Below are 23,084 nucleotides of genomic sequence, written 5' to 3' on the forward strand. Positions count from 1 at the left end.
ATCGCGCCGAGAGTACTGCGGGGTCAGCCCGTGGGAGGCCAGGGCGCCGCTGACCGGTGGACGGCACCGAGCCGTCAATCGACTTGAAGAAGGGGGAGGCCTCGCGGCCTCCCCCTTTTTTGCGTTTCGATGCCCAACACTTCTTTGTCGCTGTGTTTTTAGCCCTCGTTTGTCGCATCTTCTGCGAACGGGCTACAATATCTTAGTCTGTGCAGCATGGAGGTGATTATGGCCGAAGCCGGAATCGGCGTTGATATCGTCGAGATTTCCCGAATGAAATCAATCCTTGAGAAGACGCCCGCGTTTGCCCGACGCGTGTTTACCGATGAAGAGCGTGCGTATTGCGATGCATCGTCTCGCCCTGCCGCGCACTATGCTAGTCGTTTTGCTTCTCGCGAGGCGGTGCTTAAGGCTCTTGGAACGGGCTTTAGTCAGGGCGTTGGCCGTAAAGACGTTTCTGTAACGCGCGATAAGCTCGGCAAGCCAAAAGCGCTGCTTTCGGGTCGCGCTCTCGAAATCGCCCAGGAATTGGGCGTTGTCGAGGTTGCTCTTTCTATTACCCTGACGGGTGACTTGGCTGTCGCTAATGCCATTGCGATCACCGAGGATGCTCGACCTAAACCCAAGGAAGAGAAAGTGAGCACGAAGGAGCGCGTTGCTCAGACATTTAAAGAGGCTCGTTCAGTCCTGGATGAACTCGAACAGCTGCAACAATCTGCTTTGTCGGAACATCTGGATGATGGTCCACAAGATGCGCTAGGAGCATAGATGAAACCGGTTTTGAGTACCGAGGAAGTCGTTCGCCTCGAAGATATCATCGAGCGTGAGGGCACCTCGAAGGCCGAACTCATGGAGTTGGCGGGCGAATTTGCCGCCAATGAGATTTTAAAGCTCAACCCCGATCGCGTTCTTGTATTGGTCGGTTTTGGCAATAATGGCGGAGATGGCTGGGTTGCCGCTGACATTCTGACGCATAAGGGCGTTGATGTTGATATCGTCTCTCCGGTTGAGCCGGATGAGATCCCTGCCGCTCTCGCTCGCCATGTTGCTCGCCGCACTGCTGGCCGCGACGTGCACGTGTGTGTCGGCCCCTCTCGTGATGAGCTGGAGGTGCTGATCGATAAGGCTGATGTTGTAGTCGATGCCATTTTTGGTACTGGTTTTCACGGTGATCTCCGTGCGCCTTTTTCAATCTGGATTCCCACGGTCAATGAAAATGCCGATTGCGTTGTTTCCATCGATGTTCCCTCGGGCCTGAATGCCGAGACGGGTGTGGTTGATGATGACTGCATTCGTGCTGAGCGTACGGTGACGATGATTGCTCCCAAGATTGGCTTATACAGCGCTGACGGTCCCGAATATGCAGGCGATCTGGTCTGCGGTGGTCTGTATGACCGCCTTGATGAGGTCATTGACGATGTCGACCATGCTGCCGAGATTGTGGAGCCCGGCGACCTTGTGGACTACTTTGCTCCGCTGCCCACGAATATCGATAAGTACTCGCGCGGCTCGGTGCTCATTGTTGCCGGATCGGCGCAGTATCCTGGTGCGGCCATTATGGCTGCTAAGTCCGCTGCTCGCGCAGGTGCCGGCTATGTGGCGGTCGCGACGCCGGATGCGTGTGCCAACCTTATCCGCATGGCGCTCCCCTCGATTCCGGTTTTTGCCATTCCATCTGATTCTCGCGGATCTTTTGGTGCCGCTGCGCGCATGACGGTATGTGAGATTGCCAAGAAATACAGCTGTGTGCTGTGTGGTCCTGGCATGACGACGTCTGCCGGTGCCATGCAGGTGGTTTCGGGTCTGCTCGAGCTCGACGTGCCGCTTATCTTGGATGCCGATGCCCTCAACTGCCTTGCCAAGATTGCAATCGACGGCATCGACAGCAATCCCGAGATGTATCGTCGCGAGCAGCCGCTCGTCATGACACCACATTATCGCGAGCTTTCGCGTCTTGTTGCCGGCGATGAGGTCAATGACCTTGGTACCGCGATCGCTGCTGCGCAAAAGGTTGTCTGGGCCGCCGGTTCCGATAACCTCGTTGTTATCGCTAAGGGCCCAACGACGGCCATTTGCGGTGTTGAGCGCGTGCTACTGCCGCTCTCGGGCCCGGCGTCGTTGGCGACCGCTGGCTCGGGTGACGTCCTTGCGGGCATTCTGGCCGGCACACTGGCCACCATGCGCGACGAGATGGACCGTTGGGAGCTGCTGTACTCGTATGCCGTCGCACTTCATAGCTATGCCGGTTTTGCCGCGGCGACGGAGTTTGGCGAGAAGAGCGTTATCGCGACCGATCTTATCGACTTGATCGGTCCCGCCATGGAGTTAGCGGCAAAGGATGCGCTCGATGATCTGGGAATCACAGACGAAGGGTCGGATGAATAATTATGAATAAAGCCGATTTGACGCGTTGGTCCTGGGTCGAGATCGACCGCGGGGCGCTTCGCCGCAACACGAGGGCCTATAAGAATTTGCTGAATCCGCGCCAGCGCCTATGCTGCGTGGTTAAAGCCGACGCTTATGGTCATGGAGCTATTGAGTGCGCCAAGATCATGTATTCGGCCGGAGCCGACATGTTTGCCGTGGCGACGGTTAACGAGGGCGTTGAGCTCCGACAGGGCGGGATCACGAAACCCATTCTCATCCTTAGCGAGCCGCCTATCGAAGCCATTCCGACGTTGCTCGAGTTCGATATTATGCCCTCGGTCTATACGTCTGACTTTGCTCTTGCGTATGGCGAGTGCGCCGTTGCGGCAGGCAAGGTGGGCAAATACCATCTCGCCATCGAGACGGGTATGAACCGTATCGGCGTACATTACACGCAGGTGCTCGACTTTGTCCGCGGCATTAGTTTCCATCGCGGCATTCAGTGCGATGGCGTATTTACACACTTCGCCACTGCCGATGAACCTTCGGGCTGGGACTACAAGCTGCAGTGCCAGCGCTTTACCGAGGCCGTTCAGGCCATTAAGGATGCGGGTTTTGAGTGCGGTATCGTGCACTGCGCCAACACGCCGTCCTCGATGCTCGACCCTTCGATGCATTTTGATATGATTCGCGCCGGCGTTGGCTTGTATGGCATGCAGCCGTGCGAGCTGAGCGGCCACGTGATGCAGCTCGATCCCGTTATGAGCGTCCATGCGCGCGTGACGCGCGTGGCACACCCTGCGATGGGCGAGGGTGTGGGCTACGGTTTTACCTACCGCGTACCGCGTACGCGCGTTCAGATCTGCACGCTGCCGATCGGTTATGCCGACGGCCTATCGCGTACGCTTTCCAATCGTATGGACGTGCTGTATCGCGGCGAGCGCGTGCGTCAGGTTGGCAATATCTGCATGGATCAGTTTATGGTCGCCATTCAGTCCAACCCGGCACACGAGATTCCCGAGGCCGAGTATGGTGACGAGATGATTATTGTCGGCCGCGATGGCGATGCCGAGATCACTATGGACGAGATGGCCCGACTGCGCGGAACGATTAACTACGAGGTCGCCTGCGGCTTTGGCATGCGCCTCGACAAGGTCTACGTGTAGGAGTCGCCATGGGCGTCATGCACATCCCCGGCCATACCCATCAGGCGCCACGTGAGGTCGCACTCGAGGAGATTGAGGCTGTTCTGGGCGATTGTCACCTCTGCCAGCTCTACCAGTCGCGCCACAATATCGTGTTTGGCGTGGGAAACCCCCGCGCCCGCGTCATGTTTATTGGTGAAGCACCGGGTCGTAACGAGGATTTGCAGGGCGAACCCTTTGTGGGTGCGGCGGGTGAAGACCTCAACGGCATTTTGTCCCTGGCAGGTCTTAAGCGCGAGGATGTCTATATCGCCAACGTGCTTAAGTGTCGCCCGCCGGGAAACCGCAATCCGCGCCCCGAGGAAGTGCTGGCTTGCTCACCGTTTTTGCGCGAGCAGATTCGAAGCATCTGGCCCGATATCATCGTGACGCTCGGCAACCCCGCAACGCACTTTGTGCTCAAGACCGAGATTGGCATTACCAAGCTGCGCGGCAGGTTCCATCAGATGGGGCACTTTGTGGTGATGCCGACGTTTCATCCTGCGGCGGCGCTGCGCAATCCGGCGTGGCAGGAGTTGCTGGAGGAAGACTTTAAGATGCTGGGCGACTATCTGGAGCGACACCCCGCGCCAGAGGGCGCCTCGGAATAATAAGGAGCATATATGTCCCTGGAGCGCCTGGGGGTAGGTATTTATAAAACGGCTTGCTCTGCTGATACGGAGCATTTTGGCGAGCTGGTTGCGCCGTGCCTGGAAGATGGTGATGTGCTGATCTTGACCGGCGGCCTCGGGGTGGGCAAAACCCACTTTACCAAGGGCGTTTCGCGTGGTCTGGGCGACGGTCATATGGTCACGAGCCCCACATTTGCACTCATGGCTGTTCATGACCAGGGGCGTATTCCTCTGTTCCACTTTGACCTGTACCGTCTGGAGCATGCTTACGAGCTCGAGGATACGGGCATTTTCGATGTACTGGGCTATGAGGGTGCCTGTCTGTTGGAGTGGGGCGAACAGTTCCAGGACGAACTGACAGACGAGTATCTTTCGGTAACGCTTAAGCGTGATGAGAACGATAACGACGTGCGAATGATAACGCTCGAGGCGCACGGCGAGCGCGCAGCGAAGCTTTCCGATTTGATTGATAAGGCTGTACAAGATGAGCTTGCATAACGATTACGCGCTGGTGGTAGCGCTCGATACTTCGACCGATATGCTTGCCTGCGCGGCAAGCTGGATTGATGGGCAGACGGGCGAGGCGAAGCTGGCGAGTGGCGACCATATGTGCCGTCGCCATGCCAATGTGGAGCTCGTGAATACCGTTGACAGCGTGCTTGCTCAGGCTGGCATGGACCGTGCCGACGTGGGCAGTTACGTTGTCGGTCGCGGTCCGGGTTCGTTTACCGGCGTGCGTATCGGCATTTCCACCGCCAAGGGCTTGGCGCGCGGTGCCAACGTGCCGCTGTTGGGTGTGTCGACACTCGATGCCTGCGCCTGGACGGCATGGAAGGCTGGCGTGCGTGGCAAGCTCGGCATTCTGGCCGATGCCATGCGCGGCGAGGTGTATCCGGCTTTGTATGTGCTGAGCGACGAGGGCCCCGAGCGTCAGTTTGAGCGCGAGCGCGTGGTCAAAGCTGCCGTGGCGCTTGATGAGTGGCGCCAAGCCGCGGACTGGGACCAGGTTCAGCTGACTGGCGACGGTCTCGTGCGTTATGGCAAGCTGTTGGGCGAGGATGAGGCCGCTCGTTGCGTAGAGCGCGACTTGTGGTGGCCTTCGGGCGAGGGCCTCATCCTTGCGCATGCCGCGGGTGACGGCGACCCGGCCCGCGTCCTACCGATCTATACGCGCCTTTCTGATGCCGAGGAAAACGAGCGCAAGCGCCTCGGTCTTGCCGAGAGCGAGCAGAGCGAAATTACGGGCGTTGCCGACGAGCTCGCCGGACGTCACCTGCAATTCCGCCCCATGGGCGCGGCGGATGCCGAGGGCGCGAGCGCACTGGAAACCGCCTGCTTTGAAGGCGCCGGACACGAGGCGTGGACGCCGAACATGTTCCTGTCCGAGCTGGGCGAGGACGTTGCCGCTCCGCGTAGCTGGTGGGTGGCGCACGACGATGGCCAGCTGCTGGGCCTTGCCGGCGGTATGGTCGTCGACGGGGACGTGCAGATTATGGACGTTGCCGTCGATTCGTCTCATCGCCGTGAGGGTATCGCCCGCAAGCTTCTGTCGCACGTGAGCTATGACGCGCAGATGCTCGGCTGCACTACGGCTTCGCTTGAGGTCGAGGACGGCAACGAGGGCGCAATTGCACTCTATGCCGCCCTGGGCTTTACCGAGGCGGGTCGTCGCCGTGGCTACTACGGTGCCGGTAAGGATGCCATCGTCATGACGGCACCGCTGCCCCTGGTGCTTCCTCTCGACAATGCCTCGCCCGAGCCAACTGCTGCCGAACAGCGCGCATGGCCGCTGCCCGCGCCCGAGCGCACCGCTGAGGAGCGTGCCGAAATCGAGCGCCGTCGCCTAGTTCTTGCCATTGAGAGCTCCTGCGACGAGACGGCTGTGGCGATTATCGATGCGGACGGCAAGATGCTGGCCAACCAGGTGTCGACGCAGATTGATTTTCATGCTCGCTTTGGCGGCGTGGTGCCCGAGATTGCCTCGCGCAAGCACGTCGAGGTGATTGTGAGCGTCGTAGATGCGGCGCTTGAAGATGCCGCGGCATCGCTTGGCCTTGAGGGTGGGGCGATTGCGCCAAGTGAGCTTGCCGCCGTGGGCGTGACGCAAGGTCCGGGCCTGGTGGGTGCCCTGGTGGTGGGTGTCGCCTTTGCCAAGGGCTTTGCGTATGCTGCCGGCAAGCCGCTCGTGTGCGTCAATCATCTGGAGGGTCACCTGTTTGCCAACCTGTTGGCGCAGCCCGACCTTAAGCCCCCGTTTATCTTTACGCTTGTCTCGGGCGGGCACACCATGCTCGTGCACGTAAAGGCATGGGGCGACTACGAGGTGCTTGGCGAGACACTCGACGACGCCGTGGGCGAGGCCTTCGACAAGGTTGCCAAGGCGCTGGGCCTGGGCTACCCCGGTGGCCCCATCATCTCCAAGCTTGCCGAGACGGGTAATCCCAAGGCAATCGATTTTCCCCGCGCGCTTAACAGCAGGGGGGACTACCGCTTCTCGCTTTCAGGCCTCAAGACGGCAGTGACGCTCTACATCGAGCAGGAGACCAAGGCCGGGCGCACGATTCATCTGCCCGATCTGGCGGCCTCGTTTGAGGCGGCGGTCTTTGACGTGCAGTACAAGAAGGCCAAAAACGCCCTGCATGCCACCGGGTGCAAGGAGTATTGCATCGGCGGTGGCGTTTCGGCCAATCCGCATCTGCGCGAAATGATGATCAAGAAGCTCGGGCGTCAGGGGATCCGCGTGACGGTGCCGCCCTTGTCTGCCTGCACCGATAACGCTGCCATGATCGCGGAGGTCGCCCGCCGTAAATTCGACCGAGGTGAAATCTCGCCGTTCGACGTCGACGCCGATCCAAACATGACGCTGTAGTCGTATGGGTGCGGTCCCCGACCGGAGGGGCCGGATATAAGGTTTCCTGCTCTACAGTCCTGCGCAAGACGAAGGCCACATTAAGCGGCCTTCTTTGCGTGCGGAACTCGCGATAAACCTTATATCCGGCCCCTCCGGTCGGGGACCTTTCTGTATCGATATAGCTTCTGAGCTGGTTTGGCGTCGACAGCGTCCAGCAAGGTTAACAAGTCAGCGTCGAATTTCCGACGTTCTTTAGTTGAAAGAAAAAGTTGGCGTGCGGAGCTTTGCTCCGCACATTTGGGATGGGAGTCCCTGCGCGCCGCGGGAACCGGGCTGCCTATATGAACTTTCCTGCTCTACAGTCCTGCGCAAGACGGAAAGCACATTAAGTGCTTTCCTTTGCGTGCGGAACTCGCGATAAAGTTCATATAGGCAGCCCGGTTCCCGCGGCGCGCAGGGACGTCTCTCAAGCAAAAACTGTTGCAGGATAAAGTCCGAGGTCAGTGGCGCTTTATACCGAGAAATTCAAAAAAAGTTGAAAATTCATTACATATTTGCGTTGACTTTAGGTAACTAAAGTTTCATACTCCTTTTCAACCACTGGGGGATGTGAACACGCACGGATCGTTCACATCATGATCGAAGAGGATTTCTTAGACATGTTCACGCATCAGCTAAACATTATCAGCGTAGTAATTATCTGATGCGGGTTAGCACATACAGCTAGCCCGTACGATAACGGGCGGCTGATGAAGATGAGGGCCGTCGAGCGCAACCGACGGCCCTCATTTTTTATGTCTGGGAAGTTCTTTTTAGAGGAGGAAATGTAATGAACGGAGTTTTGCTCATGGTTGTGGCCGCGGCGGTGCTCGCTTGCGGCTATCTGGGCTATGGCCGATGGCTGGCCAACAAGTGGGGCGTTGACAAAGAGGTCCTCACGCCGGCCAAGCGCATGAAGGACGGCAACAGCTTCTCGCCCGTCTCCGCCTTTACCGCGTTCTCGCACCAGTTCAGCTCGATCTGCGGTGCCGGCCCTGTCACGGGTACGATCGTCGCCATGGCCTTCGGCTGGCTTCCCGTCGTGCTCTGGGTCCTCGTCGGCGGCATCTTCTTTGGCGCCGTCCACGACTTTGGCGCCCTGTACGCCTCGATGAAGAACAACGGCAAGTCCCTGGCCCAGCTCATCGAGAAGTACATCGGCAAGACCGGCCGTCGCCTGTTCCTGCTGTTCTGCTGGCTGTTCTGCATCATCGTCATCGCCGCTTTCACCGACATGGTCTGCAAGACGTTCATGTTCACCCCGGCCGTTGACGCTTCTGGTGCCGCTACCGGTGCCATCGACTTCACCAAGTCCTATGCCGCCGGCTGCGCTGGTACCATCTCCATCCTGTTCACCTTCGTCGCTATCGCCTTTGGTTGGGCCCAGAAGAAGTTCAACCTCACCGGCGCTGCCGAGTTCGTCACCGGCGTGGTCCTCATGGTTCTCATGTTCGCCGTCGGTATGCAGTTCCCGGTCTACCTGGATAAGTTCCAGTGGTTCGCCGTCGTCATGGTCTACCTTGTCTTCGCTGGCGCTATGCCCATCCAGATGCTCAAGACCCCGCGTGACTACCTCACTTCCATCATGATGATCGTCATGATCGTCTGCGCTGTCCTCGGCATCGTCGTCCTGGGCGTTAACGGCCAGGCCACCATCACCGCTCCGGTCTTCACCGGCTTCTCCACTGCCTCCGGCATGATGTTCCCGGTCCTGTTTGTCTCCGTTGCCTGCGGCGCTCTCTCCGGTTTCCACAGCCTCGTTTCTTCTGGTACCTCCTCCAAGCAGGTAGAGAAGGAGCAGGACGCCGTCAAGGTCGGCTATGGCGCCATGATCGTCGAGTCCTTCGTCGGCATCCTTGCCATCATCGTCGCCGGCATCATGTTCTCCGATATGAACACCGCCGGTACCGGCGCCCTCAACGCCGGTGTCGCTTCCACCCCGTTCCAGATCTTTGCCGCCGGCATCTCCCGCGGTATGCAGGCCTTCGGTGTTGACGGCACGCTCGCAACCGTATTCATGACCATGAACGTTTCCGCTCTGGCCCTGACCTCGCTCGATGCCGTCGCCCGCATCGCTCGCACCTCGTTCTCCGAGTTCTTTGCCCAGACCAACGACGCCCTGGCCATCGAGTCCAAGGCCGGCTACATGAGGGTCCTCGGCAACCCCTGGTTCGCCACGGTTGTTACCCTGCTTCCTGGCCTCGCCCTCGCATTTGGTGGCTATGCCAACATCTGGCCGCTCTTTGGTGCTTCTAACCAGCTGCTCGGCGGTATGACCATGATTACCCTCGCCGTGTTCTGCAAGTGCACCGGCCGCAAGGGTTGGATGCTTTACGTGCCCGTCGCCTTCCTGCTCTGCTGCACCTTCACCTCGCTGGTCCAGAGCGCCATGGGCTGCATGACCGCCGTCCAGGCCTACGGCTTCTTCGGTACCATCCCGGCTACCGCCACCACGGCCGCTGTCTCCGTCGCCGCTACCAAGGGCCTGCAGCTCGTCTTCGCCGTCCTGCTGATGGTCCTGGGCCTCATCGTTGCCGTCAACTGCCTCAAGGAGTTCTTCGGTAAGGAGGCCGGTTCCATGCCCGACGAGGAGCCCGAGTGGTCCGAGATGGGCAAGGCCGAGTACGGCCGCGCCGCTGTCGCCGAGGCTCCTGCCGACGCCGAGGCTGCCAAGGCCTAGTTAGCTTGATGGGCTAACCGTTCCATCCATATGACTCGGAAAGATCGGGCCCGCAACGACGCGGACCCGGTCTTTTTTCTTGCGAGAACGGGTGATGCAAGGGCGTCCTCGCAGATGTTTTGCGTGGATAGGCTCGCGCGTTGTACCATATAGACGTATATGTGTACATATGAAAGGGACCCCGTGGCCAAGACGGTATATTCCGATAACCAAAATAATGTCGATGCCCTGGCTGAGCGTCTGAGCAGCCAGACGTCGCTTTCTACCGAGCGCGCCAAGCTGGTTGCCTACGACCTGCTCTGCCGCAAGGCACTCAAAATCAAATCGAGCGCGCTAGCGCAGATTTTCCGCTCCGTCGATAAGGAATGCGACACCAAGACGATGCGCGACGAACTCATCGCGGCAAAGATCGTTACCAAGATCGAGGGCAGCGGCATTAACGGGCGCCCGGCGTTCTATACCATTCATGCCGAGATAAGTGATGTCCAGGAGCAGCTTGCCGAGGCTGCCGAAGAGACCGTCGAGGACGTTGTCGAGGCGCCCGCTTCGGTGAAAACAGCTCCGCGCGAGCATATCGATACCGACGAGCTGCTTGACGAGAGCGTCGTTCGAGCCTTTACGGCCAAGGCCGGCCGCGGCGGTTTTGGCGGGGGCGGCAAGCGCGATGCTCAGCGCCGTGCCCAGCAGGAGCGCTTCCGTCGCGCCGTGGCTCAAAAGGATGAGCTCGATACCGAGGCTGTTGAGACCGAGGTTGCTACTGAGTCGCAGAAGCCCGCGAAGGAGCAAAAGCCCGTGGGGGCCCAAGAGCCCAAGCGTCGTCGCGGTGCTCACTTTAAGGCTGCACAGCAGGATGTCGCGCATGAGGCTGAAGAGCCTTCCGAGGTTGCAGACGATGTTGAGGAGTGTGCCAAGAGGGCTCCGGGTTCGTGTCGTCCCGGCCGCGGTTTTGCGGGGCGCGCGTATCCCGTAAAGCGTCAGGAGAAGGGCGAGCCGGCTTCGACCGCTCGGGCCGAGAAGGCCGAACAGATCGAGAAAGCCGTTGAGCCGGCGGCTCGCGAGCAGCAGCCTTCCGAGTCGCAGCCTGCGGCTGACACCGAGGTCAAAGCCCAACAGTCCGCTGATAAGCAGGCGGGGGAGAGCGCTTCGAGCAAGCCCCGCCGTCGTCGTCACCGTGGCGGCCGTGGCTCAAATGCCGAGGCCGTGGCCGAGAAGGCGACAACGCAAAACAAGGATGCGAAGGCTGAGACCCCGATGGAGCAGCCCAAGCGCCAGCCGGCGAAGGGGGACAAGTCCGAACGTTCGCAAAAGAGCTCGTCCGCGCCAAAGCAAGAGCACAAAGCTCAGGCAAATTCCAAGCACAAATCCCAGGCGCAGCCCAAACCGACTGCAAACGATGCGGCCGCCCAGCAGCCTGAGCCGCCCGCTCACGGCGAGGTTTCGGCGTTTGCTCTGGCACGTGTCCTGGGCAGGCAGCTGCTCAAGGTCGTTCCTACGCCAATGGCACTCTCCAAGATTAAGGAACAGCAGACTCAAATTGTTAAAGTCGAGGGCAAGGACGGCAAAAAGGCTCCGCAGCGCACTCAGCACAACGAGATGTCCAACCGCAAGATTGCCGAGGAGATTGCGATCATCCAGGCTTGGATAGAACAGAATCGCGGTGCCGACACGCCGGTCGCTTCGCGTCGCCAGCGCGCCTACCAGATTTTTAACGATGAGAAGGCCTTTGACGGCAAGCACGGCGAGCGCCTGATTCGGCGTATGACCGAAAAGGGCATCAGCATGCAGGCGATTAAGGTCGCCCCCAACCGCCCCGTGCACTTTACGGGTTTCTTTACGCTGGGCGCCGACAAGCCGTTCATTATGGTCGAGAACCTGGACACCTATGACGAGATCGTCAAGCTCCTGCGCGGCCGCAAGCATGCCAAGCTTTTTGGCACCAAAGTTGGTGGCGTGATCTTTGGCGGCGGCTGCAAGGCGAGCGTTTCGCACGCACTGGATGATTATCTGGCCGAGATCGGCTATCGCTTTAATTATGTCTACTACGTGGGCGACATCGATCGAGAGGGTGCGCGCATTGTCGAGCAGGCCCGTAATGCCAATGTCGTTGAGATTCGCCTGCATGCCGGTATGTATCGCGCCATGCTCGCCGAGCACAAGCGTCGCGTAAAGGCCGGCGGAGAGTGCGAGCCCGCGGCTGCCAACCAGGGCGTGCCGCAGAACCTAGCGGCGACGATCAAAGATTTGCCTATGGTCACGCGCGTGCAGTTCCGCAACGTGCTGCGCGAGGGCGGGCGCATTCCACAGGAGATTCTGATGACCGCCGACTATCGGGATGGCGACTCGGGAAGCTTCGACCGCATGCTGAATAATTAGTTCCGCCGGCCCCGGGAGAGCGGGGACACCGGCTTAGGTTTCCTGCTCTACAGTCCTGCTCACGACGGAGGCCACATTAAGTGGCCTCCTGTTCGTGCGGAACTCGCGATAAACCTAAGCCGGTGTTCCCGCTCTCCCGGGGCCTGTGGTTACTTGGTTGTTGCATACGGCTCGCTTTTCGGAACTGGGCTGATAATTCTAGATGTAAGGCGCTCTTGGTTGATGTGGGACGGAGGGATTCCGCGTCCGCCTGTCGGCGGCCGCGCCCCGCTGCGTCGCTTCGCTCCTTGCGTGCTGCGCTGGAAAACGCTTCGCGTTTCCTCAGCTCTGCACCCTTGCGGGTTCGAATCCCTCCGCATGCCCACGAAAAAGCGCTCCAGGTTCATAAGAGCCTGGAGCGCTATGTTCTTTGGGGCTGGGACGGAGGGATTCGAACCCCCAACAGCCGGCACCAAAAACCGGAGTTCTACCGTTGAACTACGTCCCAATGTTTGGTGTTGCCCAAAAGCAACCCGTTTAGTTTACCTAATCTGCGAGGGCATCGCAAACGCCATCGAGCAGGCGTACGGCGAGTGTCTGGGCATCGCTTGCGGTGAAGGTTCCGTTGTAGCGCGTCATGCCCGTGAGCTCAATGCGGATACGCGCAGGTTTTTGTTGCGCGGCGACATTGGCGGTGCGGATGCGCTGTGCAAGGTTGTGACACTCGGCAAGGGCGATCGTGGCGCGCGGCGCAGCATCTGCGGGCAGCTCATCGCTTGCAATCTCGAGCACCAGATCCACGTCGGTCGGAACCTCGGAATCGCAAAGCATCATGCCGCTGCTGTCGGTCGTCGCCGTGGCGATGTTCCACATGCGCGATGCAACGCTGCGTGCGATGGGGTCCTCACCGATGACGGCAATCTGGAAGCGCTCGAGCACGTTGGCGGCGCGGGCAAAACCGATGCGCGACTCGGCCTCGGTAACCGAGGGCTTGCCCTCCCACACGTGATGCAGGCGGTTGATATAGGCGTAGGTATCCTGGAACGCCATGCCATCGGCAAACAGGCCGACATTTTCCTGGAACTGCTGCAGAGCGGCCTCGGTGTGCGGGCCAAAATAGCCGTCGTCCTCACCGCAGGCAAAACCCAAAACGTTGAGCGCGCGCTGCAGGGCCTGAACGTCGGCGCCATGGAAATTGGGCATGCGCAGATAGAGCGTGCGGTCGCCCAGTTTATACGAGGCGTCTACCAGGGCGCTCCAACAGGGGATATCGACGGCGCAGCCAGCGGGAAGGCTACTGTCGAGCCTAAAGGTGCCAACAGCCTGCTCGGTGGTGGTGCCAAAGCGCTTGTCGGAGACCTCGGTGTCATCGATTGTATAGCCGAGCTGCAGAAGGCGGGACTGGACGTCCTCGACGGCTGCTCCCTGCATGCCCGTTGTAATAGGTTCCATGAACGAACCCCTTTCGGCGTACCATTCGTACTATTTGAGCGTGTGTCGGATAGACAACGCAAAGGGATGCATAAACATGCACTCAACAGTGTAGCAAGTTGTACCCAAATACGCTGCTGACAGGTTTTATAACCCCCGCTAGTTGAGTCGCTCCACAAAGAAATCTGCCATGGAGAGGAACAGCTCGCGTGCGTGCGGATCAAGCTCAACGTTTTCGATGGCCGCTTTGGCTTTAGCGGTCAGGTCGAGCGCGTAAGTGTGGGCGTAATCGATGGAGCCGGTCTGCTGGAAGATCTCCACGGCGCGTGCAAGTTGCACGGGGTCCTCGGTGCCCGAGGAAAGGATTGCCTCGACCTCGTCGTGATAACGCTCGTCTGACAGGGCGTGCACGGCGACGAGGGTGCGCTTGCCCTCTGTGATATCGGTGCGGAAGTCCTTGTTGGCGGCCTCTTTGGTGCCGATCAAGTTGAGCAGGTCGTCTTGAATTTGGAAGGCAAGGCCCGTGTGCAGGCCAAAGGCGCGCAGCGCCTCAATCTGCTCCTCGCTGCCGCCGCCGATAATGGCTCCGGCGGCAAGTGGCGTGGCTCCGCTGTAGTACGCGGTCTTGTGCGTCGCCATGTCCAGATAATCGTCGACCGAGATGTCAAAGCGCCCGTCGCGGACCCAACCCAGGTCGAGCGCCTGACCCTCGATGGTTCGGACGATCATCTCGGTGAGCTCGTGGAGCACGCGGAGTTTCACGTCTGCCTCGAGCGTGGGGTCGTCGAGAACCGTCTTGGTGACCATGGTGAGCGCTAGGTCGCCGCAGTTGATGGCAAGCCCCGTGCCCTCGGTAAGGTGCATGCAGGGCTTGCCGCGACGCAGTTGGCCGTTGTCGGCGATGTCGTCATGGATAAGCGCTCCCGATTGAAAGTGCTCGATAGCTGCCGCCGCGCTGCGGGCGCTCTCAAAGCTGCCGCCTACCGCGGTGGCGGCGAGCATGCAGATGAGCGGGCGGTGGCGCTTGCCGGCATTGGCCGTAAATGCCGAGAGCGGGGTATACAGGTAACGCTCGATATCGGCGGAAGTTGCCTGTCCGTCAAAGAACGTGGCCAGATAGTCGTTAATCTGGTCAAAGTGCTGGGCTAAAAAGCTGGTAAACGGACTGGACACGGGTTCTCGCATTCTTTCTTAGGTTGCACCGTTGCATTATGCAGACTACATATTGCCACATTGGGGCGTCGAGCGCGGCGGTTGAAGACGATTGAGTCTTGCGGTCGCAAACGCGGCAAGGGGCTCGGCTAGATAAGCCCAAAGTGTTCGAGCGCGGTGACGACGCCGTCGTGGTCGAAGCTGTCGGTTACGTAGTCGGCCTTTTCCTTGAGGAAGTCCGGCGCGTTGCCCATGGCGATGCCAACATCGACCGCCTCCATGAGGGCGATGTCGTTGCTCGCGTCGCCAATGCCATATACGGTGCCGTGGTCTGGTCCCAGGGCGTCAAGCACAGCCTTGATTCCGGCCCGTTTGGTGCACTCGCGCGGCGAGATTTCTGTGACCTCGAGCTCGAGCTCGTTGAGGCAGAGCAGAGGTCCAAGCTCTTCATCTTGGGCGATGCGGTTGGCAAGTGGTGTGGACATAAGAATTTTATAGGCGTTGTAGTGCTCAAGTTGCGTGACGGCGTCGCCCACGGTGCGTGCGTATCCGTACGTCTCGGGGGCATCTGCACTCATGCGCACGACGCGATCGATGCCCTCAAAGCGAATGACCTCGCCCGATTGCTCGAGATAGGGGGCGAGGCGCTGTAACATGCCGGGGCTTATGGCAGCGTTTCGCACGACGCGCCCCTCGAGTTCGGCGTAACCGCCCGCGAGGCACACGACGCCTGCCCACGGCAGTTCGAGCAGCTTGGGATGGATGCAGCTGAGGGTGCGCCCCGTACAGATAAAAGCTTTGTTGCCGTTGGCGACAAACGTGCGAATTGCCTGTGCAACCGTCTCGTTGGGATAGGGGGAAAGATCTCGCTCGCCCTCGGGGAGCTCTTGGGCAAGTTTGGGATCTTGCCAGGCGAGCGTACCGTCGATGTCGAAGAAGCAGACATTGCCATACTTTTTGGCGCCATCGCCGGCATGAAAAGGCGAGGCGGCGAATGCAAAACCCGGTTCGAGTCCCATAATCTGATCAAAGTGTTCTTTGACGCGGGGTACCGAGATGCCGATGATTACCTGAGCGGTCTTGCCGGTGACGATGAGGCCTTTGGCACCCGCTGCGACAAAGGTCGCATTGTCCGCGACGATGGAGGGATCCACGACTTCGACGCGCAGACGCGTGGCGCAGTTGGTTGCGCCCGCAATGTTGGAGACGCCGCCCAGAAGCGTCACAACCTGCTCGGCGAGGAGATGATCTTGTGAGGCTTGGTTGCCGGAAGCGCCGGTTTTGGATGAGCGCTTTTCGTCAACGTCGTTTCCCGTCAAGCGTGAGAGCGCCGCGTTGCTGGCGATATGGTCCTCGCGTCCCGGGGTTTTAAGGTCAAAGGTCAGGATAAGACCTCGAAAGCTCAGAAAGAAGATGACGCTAAAGATGAGTCCGATTCCGAGTGCCAAAAGGTAGGAGCCGGCATGCGCCCGCATGAGCGGGATAAAGTTGAAGGCAGCCATTTCCATAAAGCCGCCCGAGAAGATGCCAACGACGCCAAAGAAGTTCATAGCCATGGCGAGGCAGGAAGATAGGGCGGCATAGAGCAAAAAGAGCCCGGGGTGGGTGAACATAAAGAGAAACTCGAGTGGCTCGGTAACGCCGCAAACCACCGAGGCGATGATGGCGGGAACAAGGATGACCCTGAGGCCGGCGCGGCGCTCGGGTTTTGCGGTGGAGTAGAACGCGGCTGCGATGGCGGGAAGGCCAAAGAGCTTGACCCAGCCAGTGGCGGTAAAACCGGCCCACGGCGCAAGCTCATTAAGGGGGCGCGTGCTATGGGAGAGGATGGGGAGCAAGCTGCTCCACGTGGCGTAGATGCCGTCGTTAATGACCAGGTTGTCGTAGTAGATCGGCATGTAGAGCAGGTGGTGCAGCCCCATGGGCTCGAGCGCTCGCTCCAAAAGCACAAAGATGCCCACGCCAAAGGGGCCGACGCTCGTAAGTGCATGGCGCAGCGTTTCGGTCATTGCGTATACGGAGGGCACGATGGCGGCCGAGATAGCGGCAAGGGCAAACACGGCAAAAAAGCTGATGAGGTAGACCAGCGAGGAGCCCGAGAAGGTGCCGAGCCAATCGGGAACCTTGGCATCGTAGAAGCGGTCATGGATGGCGACGACGGTTGCCGATACCGCCAGCGGGCCGATAATGCCGGTGTCGAGCGTCTTGATGCCGTCGATGATGGTGATGCCGCTAGCGGAGGTCAAAGACGACGGGTACTTAAGTCCAAGATTGTCTCCGCTCAGCTTAATGATTTCGCTCAAAAAGAAGCAATAGGCAAAATAGGCCACGAGTGCCTCGAGGCAGCAGCGTGCCGGTTGCTTTTGGGCAAGGCCGATGGGCAGCGCTACAGCAAAAAGGAGCGGAAGGCGCTTAAAGACCGTCCACGAGCCGCGCTGGATGATGGTCCAAAAAACATACCAAGGGGTTCCGTATACGGCGAGATCGCCGACGATGTCCGCAGACGTTGCGAGGGCGGAGACGCCGACCATAAGGCCCGATATGGAAAACAGCATGGCGGGCGCGAACATTGCCCCGCCAAAGCGTTGGTTTTTTTGCAGCATGTTCTGCCTCCCGAATATCGAGGCGCGTTGCGCGTGGTGAAACGTTTAAACAATGGATTCATTGTAGAGGACCAGACGATTGTCATACCGGCAGTTTTGAGCGAAACCGGTTTGGGCGCGACAGAAACCGTCAACGGTTAAATCCTGTCGCTTTGCCGATAATCGGTTTAAACAACTTCAAGAAATGCTATCGTGTCTAGCCATACATATTCATTAGAGGTGAAGTCATGCCAAAAGCGATTTACGAAGGAATCTACCGCGAGATCCGTTCGCGCATCATTAACGGGACTTATGCGTTTCAGGAGATGCTGCCAACCGAAGCCGAGCTGACCGCGGAGTTTGGCTGCACGCGCAATACCGTTCGACGCGCCTTGAGCATGCTGGCCGACCAGATGTTTGTGCAGCCTATACACGGCAAGGGCGTGCGCGTTATTTGGCTCAAGGGCGAAACCGACATGCTGGGCGCACTCGAGGAAGTCGAGTCGTTTGGCGAATTTGCAAAGCGCAATAATGCCGTTGCATCGACGGACGTTAAGTCTTTTGAACATTTGATTTGCACCGAGCAACTCTCTCGTCGCCTGGGCTTTAAGGTGGGCGAGGAGTTGATTCGCGTGGTGCGTGTCCGAAGCCTTAACGGCAATGCGCGCCAAGTAGACCATGGTTACTTTTTGGAGTCAATCGCCAAGGGCCTGACGCCCGAGATCGCCGCAAAGTCAATTTACGACTATCTGGAGCACAAACGCGGCGTCAAGGTGATGGCGAGTCGCCGTACAGTGAGCGTCGAGCTCGCCAACGATGAGGACTGCAGCTATCTTGACCTCGGCAAATACAACTGCGTTGCCGTCATGGAGAGCCAGTCGTACACCTCGGACGGCATCTTGTTCGAGGTCACGCATGCCCGCACGCATCCCGAGATCTTCCACTACCGCGTCAACTCCAAGCGATAGCCGGCTAGCTCGCAGCCTGACGAGACTCATGCCCTCAAAGCGAAAACGCCCGGTCAAACCGACGATGCATCGGCTTGACCGGGCGTTTTCTCTGCATTCGATAACAAATAATTGTTTATACAAAACTTGTCAAGTATCAAGTTGAAATTACCGTTCACCGAAGTTTTTCTACCGCTCTAGTAATACTTGTTCAAACAACTTTCAAAATAGCGTATCGTTCAAATCAGCAAAAGGGGCAAGGTCCCCGAGCCAATCTCCGAAGGCGGCGGCAAAGGGTGCCGCCACGGTGTGAAAGGGTGGATTGTAATGAAGAACGAAATGAGCAGAAGGCAGTTCCTGGGCTTTGCTGGTTCCGCGGCTGCGGTTCTTGGTCTGGGTCTCGTGGGCTGCGGTGGCTCCGCCGGCTCCGGCTCCTCTGCTTCTGGTGACGCTGCCGAGGTCTACTTCCTCCAATTCAAGCCCGAGGTCGACAAGGAGTGGAAGGAGATCGCCAAGGCGTACAAGGAGGAGAAGGGCGTCGAGGTCAAGATCGTGACCGCCGCCTCCAACACCTACGAAGAGAAGCTCAAGTCCGAGATGTCCAAGAGCTCCGCTCCGACCCTGTTCCAGGTCAACGGCCCCACCGGTCTTAAGAACTGGAAGGATTACTGCGCCGACCTGTCCGATACCAAGCTCCGCGGTGAGCTCATTGACGACTCCCTGGCTCTGCAGTCCGATGGCAAGGATCTGGGTATCGACTGGGTCCAGGAGAGCTACGGCATCATCTACAACAAGCAGCTGCTCGAGAAGGCAGGCTACAAGGCCGAGGACATCAACTCCTTCGACAAGCTGAAGGCTTGTGCTGACGACATCCAGGCCCGCAAGGACGAGCTTGGCGTTGAGGGTGCCTTCACTTCTGCCGGCATGGATGACTCTTCCAGCTGGCGCTACACCACCCACCTCGCCAACCTCCCGCTCTACTACGAGTTCGAGAAGGAGCACAACCAGGAGGACGACGAGATCAAGGGCGAGTATCTCGACAACTTTAAGCAGATTTTCGACCTGTACATCACCGACTCCACCTGCGATCCTTCGCAGCTTGCCTCCAAGACCGGCGACGATGCCACCAACGAGTTCGCAACCGGCAAGGCCGTCTTCTATCAGAACGGCTCTTGGGCATACGCTGACCTCACCAAGGCCGGTATGACCGACGACCAGCTCGGCATGCTGCCGATTTACATCGGCGTCGACGGCGAGGAGAACCAGGGCCTGTGCTCCGGCGGCGAGAACTACTGGTGCGTGAGCTCCCAGGCTTCCGAGGATGCTCAGAAGGCCACCGAGGACTTCATGTACTGGTGCGTCACCGCTGACACCCCGACCAGCATCATCGCCGACAAGATGGGTCTGACCGCTCCGTTCAAGAGCGCCAAGGAGACCACCAACGTCTTCTCGCAGCAGGCCGTTGCCATGGCCAAGGACGGCAAGAAGACCGTTGCTTGGGACTTCGTCTACATCCCCTCTGAGGAGTGGAAGAAGAACCTCAAGCAGGCTCTGATCGCCTATGCTGCCGACAACAGCAAGTGGGACGGCGTCAAGAACGCCTTCGTTGATGGCTGGAAGACCGAGAAGGCTGCTTCTGAGTAAGCAGTTGCTGCCCAAGCTATCTGATTAGCGACAGGGGGCGGGCAGACGTTGGTTTGCCCGCCCCCTGCATATTGAAAGGACCCTTTTATGGGCAAAGCACTCAAGCGCTGGTGGCCGCTCTTTATGCTGCCCACGTGCCTGGCGTTTATGATCGGGTTCGTGATCCCCTTTATCCAGGGTTTCTATCTCTCGTTCTGCCAGTTTATTACCATTAACAACGCGCACTTTGTCGGTATCGCGAACTACGTGCGCGCGCTGTCCGATCCGCAGTTTGCCACGTCGTTCTTCTTTACCGTGGCGTTTGCCTTCCTGTCGACGGTGCTCATCAACGTGATCGCCCTGGCAATTGCGCAGGCGCTCACCCGCAAGGCGCTCAAAGGCACCAACATCTTCCGTACGATCTTCTTTATGCCTAACCTGATCGGCGGCATCGTGTTGGGCTACATCTGGCAGATCCTGATCAACTGCCTGCTCTCCAACGTGGGCGCCCAGCTCATTGCCCTTAACTCCGCTGCCGGCTTCTGGGGCCTTATCATCCTGACCCTGTGGCAGCAGGTCGGCTACATGATGATCATCTACATCGCTGGTCTGCAGTCCATTCCGTCCGACTACATCGAGGCCGCCAAGGTTGACGGTGCCACGGCATGGCAGACGTTCTGGAAGGTTAAGATCCCCAATCTGATGCCGACGATTACCATCTGCCTGTTCCTGTCCATCACCAACGGCTTTAAGCTGTTCGACCAGAACCTCGCCCTTACCGGCGGCGCCCCCGCGCACTCCACCGAGATGCTCGCCCTGAACATCTACAACACGTTCTATTCGCGTGCCGGTATCGCATGGCAGGGCATCGGTCAGGCCAAGGCGGTTATCTTCTGCATCCTGGTCGTAGCCATCTCCATGATTCAGCTTAAGGCCACGAGGTCCAAGGAGGTGCAGCAGTAATGAAACGCGATAAGGTTATCAACCGCGCGCTCTCGATTTTCTTTACGATCCTGTCGCTCGCGTGGATCTACCCCGTGTTCATGATCGCGCTCAATTCCTTTAAAAAGGCAACTGCAATCAGCACCACCACGGCATTCGATCTGCTCACGCCCGAGACGTTCAACGGCCTCGCAAACTACATGCATGCCCTTAACGAGCAGGGCTTTGCCTCGGCATTTATGTACTCGCTCATCATCACGGTCACGTCGGTCGTGCTGATTTTGGTGTGCTGCTCCATGTGCGCTTGGTACGTGGTGCGCGTCAACAACAAGATCTCGAACTTCTTCTATTACCTGTTCGTGTTCTCGATGGTCGTGCCGTTCCAGATGCTCATGTTCACGCTGTCCAATTTGGCGGACCGCATCGGCTTCAACACGCCGTTCAACATCTGCTTTATCTACCTTGGCTTTGGCGCAGGCCTGGCGGTCTTTATGTTCGCCGGCTTTGTAAAGAACATCCCGCTCGAGATCGAGGAGGCGGCCATGATCGACGGCTGCAACCCGGTCCAGGTGTTCTTTAAAATCGTCCTTCCCATCATGAAGCCCACCTATCTTTCGGTCGGCATTCTCGAGACCATGTGGGTCTGGAACGACTACCTGCTGCCCTACCTCACCCTCGACTCCACCAAGTACAAGACCATTCCTATCTTGATCCAGTACTTCCGCGGCGGCTATGGCCACGTCGAGCTCGGCCCCATGATGGCCTGCATCATGATGGTCGTTATCCCCATCGTCATCATGTACATCCTCTGCCAGAAGTACATCATCGACGGCGTGGTGGCAGGTGCCGTCAAGGGCTGATGCCGTAACTGTTTTGCAAGTTTCTGCGGCGCCCCTCAGCGCGGCGCCGCACATCGAAAGGTAAAGACATGGCCGAGATCGTTCTCAAACATGTTCAGAAGGTGTATCCCAACACCGAGTCCAAAAAGAAGGGCTTCTTTGGCAAAAAGAAGAAGACCGAGGAGAAGAAGCATAACCTTAAGGTTACCGAGGATGGCGTGCTCGCTGTAGAGGACTTCAACCTCACCGTTCACGACCAGGAGTTCGTCGTTCTCGTTGGTCCCTCTGGCTGCGGTAAGTCCACGACGATGCGCATGGTTGCCGGCCTGGAGGACATTACCTCGGGCGATGTGCTCATCGACGGCAAGCGCGTCAACGACGTGGCGCCCAAGGACCGCGACATCGCCATGGTGTTCCAGAGCTACGCTCTGTACCCCAACATGACGGTGTACGAGAACATGGCGTTTACGCTTGAGCTCAAGAAGGTCCCCAAGGACGAGATCGACCGTAAGGTTCGCTCCGCTGCCGAGATCTTGGGTATCACCGAGTACCTCGACCGTAAGCCCAAGGCGCTTTCGGGCGGCCAGCGTCAGCGTGTCGCTATCGGCCGCGCCATCGTGCGTGATCCTAAGGTCTTCCTGATGGACGAGCCGCTGTCCAACCTGGACGCCAAGCTGCGTAACCAGATGCGTGCCGAGCTCATCAAGCTGCGCCACGAGATCAAGGGCACGTTCATCTACGTCACCCACGACCAGACCGAGGCCATGACCCTCGGCGATCGCATTGTGGTCATGAAGGACGGCGTCGTCCAGCAGATCGCCACCCCGCAGGAGGTCTTCAACCATCCCGCGAACATCTTCGTTGCCGGCTTTATCGGCGTGCCGCAGATGAACTTCTTCGATGCCCAGCTGGCGCGCTCGGGCAACGGCTTCACCGTCAAGACCGAGGATATGAACGTGGCGCTCGCCCCCGAGACCTGCTCTCAGCTTGCTCTCAACTGGGACGGCGGCGACGTGAAGGAGATTACGGCCGGCGTGCGCCCCGAGCAGATTCTGCTTGCCGACAAGGGCGAGGAGGGTGCGCTCCAGGGTACCGTCGAGGTGACCGAGCTCATGGGTTCGACCGAGCATGTCCACGTGACCGCTCCCGATGGCCAGTTCGTCCTGATCATTCCCGTTGTCGACCTTGAGGCCAAGGGTGCGCTCAAGGCGGGCGACTCCATCTGGTTCAAGTTCGAGAAGAACGCGACCCATCTCTTCGATAAGGTGTCTGGCAAGAACCTTATCTAGGCCCGGTGCATCCAGGCCCTCCCTTTGGGCGACTGCGGTATTGCCATCCTTTTGCCGCGGTCACATATAAGACTCCCCTCCCGTCCACTGGGCGAGAGGGGAGCCTTTCTTTGTGTTGGGGAGGTCTGACGGTTTGTCTCGTTCTGTAACAGTAAGGTTGGATTACGGCGGCCA

16 protein-coding genes and 1 tRNA gene are annotated in these 23,084 nt (G+C 58.9%); 13 read left to right on the top strand and 4 right to left on the bottom strand.

All coding sequences use genetic code 11. From position 1 onward, the window contains the following. Positions 1 to 228: 228 nt before the first annotated feature. The 8 genes from acpS (at position 229) to V2391_RS09505 (ending at position 12,126) form a co-directional block, all read left to right on the top strand. Positions 229 to 768 carry a holo-ACP synthase gene (gene acpS, locus V2391_RS09470; RefSeq protein WP_195240901.1) on the top strand — a complete coding sequence of 180 codons (540 nt, stop codon included), beginning with the start codon at positions 229 to 231 and terminating at the stop codon, positions 766 to 768. After that, positions 769 to 2,385 (top strand): NAD(P)H-hydrate dehydratase, encoded by a 1,617-nt coding sequence (locus V2391_RS09475; protein ID WP_195240899.1) that lies wholly within the window; start codon positions 769 to 771, stop codon positions 2,383 to 2,385. It begins immediately after the preceding gene. Positions 2,386 to 2,387: 2 nt separating this feature from the next. Then, positions 2,388 to 3,533: an alanine racemase gene (gene alr / locus V2391_RS09480; RefSeq protein ID WP_329739125.1), complete on the top strand. Its 1,146-nt coding sequence runs from the start codon at positions 2,388 to 2,390 to the stop codon at positions 3,531 to 3,533. 8 nt (positions 3,534 to 3,541) lie between these two features. Next, positions 3,542 to 4,162 carry a uracil-DNA glycosylase gene (locus V2391_RS09485; protein WP_195240895.1) on the top strand — a complete coding sequence of 207 codons (621 nt, stop codon included), beginning with the start codon at positions 3,542 to 3,544 and terminating at the stop codon, positions 4,160 to 4,162. Between the two features lie 12 nt (positions 4,163 to 4,174). Next, positions 4,175 to 4,681, top strand: a complete 507-nt coding sequence (gene tsaE, locus V2391_RS09490) for a tRNA (adenosine(37)-N6)-threonylcarbamoyltransferase complex ATPase subunit type 1 TsaE (RefSeq protein WP_329739126.1) — start codon at positions 4,175 to 4,177, stop codon at positions 4,679 to 4,681. Continuing rightward, positions 4,668 to 7,052 carry a tRNA (adenosine(37)-N6)-threonylcarbamoyltransferase complex transferase subunit TsaD gene (tsaD, locus tag V2391_RS09495; protein ID WP_329739127.1) on the top strand — a complete coding sequence of 795 codons (2,385 nt, stop codon included), beginning with the start codon at positions 4,668 to 4,670 and terminating at the stop codon, positions 7,050 to 7,052. The genes tsaE and tsaD overlap by 14 nt, the downstream gene beginning before the upstream one ends. Before the next feature lie 811 nt (positions 7,053 to 7,863). Continuing rightward, entirely contained in the window at positions 7,864 to 9,753 is a 1,890-nt protein-coding gene (locus tag V2391_RS09500) for a carbon starvation CstA family protein (protein ID WP_329739128.1), read from the top strand. 183 nt (positions 9,754 to 9,936) lie between these two features. Beyond that, positions 9,937 to 12,126 carry a hypothetical protein gene (locus tag V2391_RS09505; RefSeq protein WP_329739129.1) on the top strand — a complete coding sequence of 730 codons (2,190 nt, stop codon included), beginning with the start codon at positions 9,937 to 9,939 and terminating at the stop codon, positions 12,124 to 12,126. 415 nt (positions 12,127 to 12,541) lie between these two features. Here V2391_RS09505 and V2391_RS09510 read toward each other — a convergent pair. The 4 genes from V2391_RS09510 to V2391_RS09525 form a co-directional block, all read right to left on the bottom strand. Then, a tRNA-Gln gene (locus tag V2391_RS09510) sits at positions 12,542 to 12,613 on the bottom strand. Positions 12,614 to 12,651: 38 nt separating this feature from the next. Then, positions 12,652 to 13,557 carry a peptidoglycan-binding domain-containing protein gene (locus tag V2391_RS09515; RefSeq protein WP_329739130.1) on the bottom strand — a complete coding sequence of 302 codons (906 nt, stop codon included), beginning with the start codon at positions 13,555 to 13,557 and terminating at the stop codon, positions 12,652 to 12,654. A 138-nt stretch (positions 13,558 to 13,695) separates the two neighbouring features. Then, on the bottom strand, positions 13,696 to 14,709 hold the full coding sequence (locus V2391_RS09520) for a polyprenyl synthetase family protein (protein ID WP_329739131.1): 1,014 nt from the start codon (positions 14,707 to 14,709) through the stop codon (positions 13,696 to 13,698). Positions 14,710 to 14,837: 128 nt separating this feature from the next. Next, a complete protein-coding gene (locus tag V2391_RS09525) occupies positions 14,838 to 17,291 on the bottom strand; it encodes a PTS transporter subunit EIIC (protein ID WP_329739132.1) in 2,454 nt (817 codons plus the stop codon). Positions 17,292 to 17,518: 227 nt separating this feature from the next. Between V2391_RS09525 and V2391_RS09530 the strand changes: the two genes are divergently transcribed. The 5 genes from V2391_RS09530 to V2391_RS09550 all read left to right on the top strand — a co-directional run bounded on the left by V2391_RS09530 (position 17,519) and on the right by V2391_RS09550 (position 22,910). Next, complete coding sequence (locus V2391_RS09530; RefSeq protein WP_195247228.1) at positions 17,519 to 18,238, top strand: GntR family transcriptional regulator; 720 nt, start codon at positions 17,519 to 17,521, stop codon at positions 18,236 to 18,238. A gap of 306 nt (positions 18,239 to 18,544) precedes the next feature. Further along, positions 18,545 to 19,861, top strand: coding sequence for an ABC transporter substrate-binding protein (locus V2391_RS09535; protein WP_329739133.1), 1,317 nt, complete (start codon positions 18,545 to 18,547; stop codon positions 19,859 to 19,861). An 87-nt stretch (positions 19,862 to 19,948) separates the two neighbouring features. Continuing rightward, the gene (locus V2391_RS09540) at positions 19,949 to 20,803 is read left to right on the top strand and encodes a carbohydrate ABC transporter permease (RefSeq protein ID WP_329739134.1); all 855 of its coding nucleotides are present in this window, start codon (positions 19,949 to 19,951) and stop codon (positions 20,801 to 20,803) included. Further along, positions 20,803 to 21,642: a carbohydrate ABC transporter permease gene (locus V2391_RS09545; protein WP_022095055.1), complete on the top strand. Its 840-nt coding sequence runs from the start codon at positions 20,803 to 20,805 to the stop codon at positions 21,640 to 21,642. The genes V2391_RS09540 and V2391_RS09545 overlap by 1 nt, the downstream gene beginning before the upstream one ends. Positions 21,643 to 21,710: 68 nt before the next feature. Then, a complete protein-coding gene (locus tag V2391_RS09550) occupies positions 21,711 to 22,910 on the top strand; it encodes an ABC transporter ATP-binding protein (RefSeq protein ID WP_161116106.1) in 1,200 nt (399 codons plus the stop codon). Positions 22,911 to 23,084 lie beyond the last annotated feature (174 nt).

The sequence above is a fragment of the Collinsella sp. CM84Y_54 genome (assembly GCF_036317945.1).
Classification (GTDB): Bacteria; Actinomycetota; Coriobacteriia; order Coriobacteriales; family Coriobacteriaceae; genus Collinsella.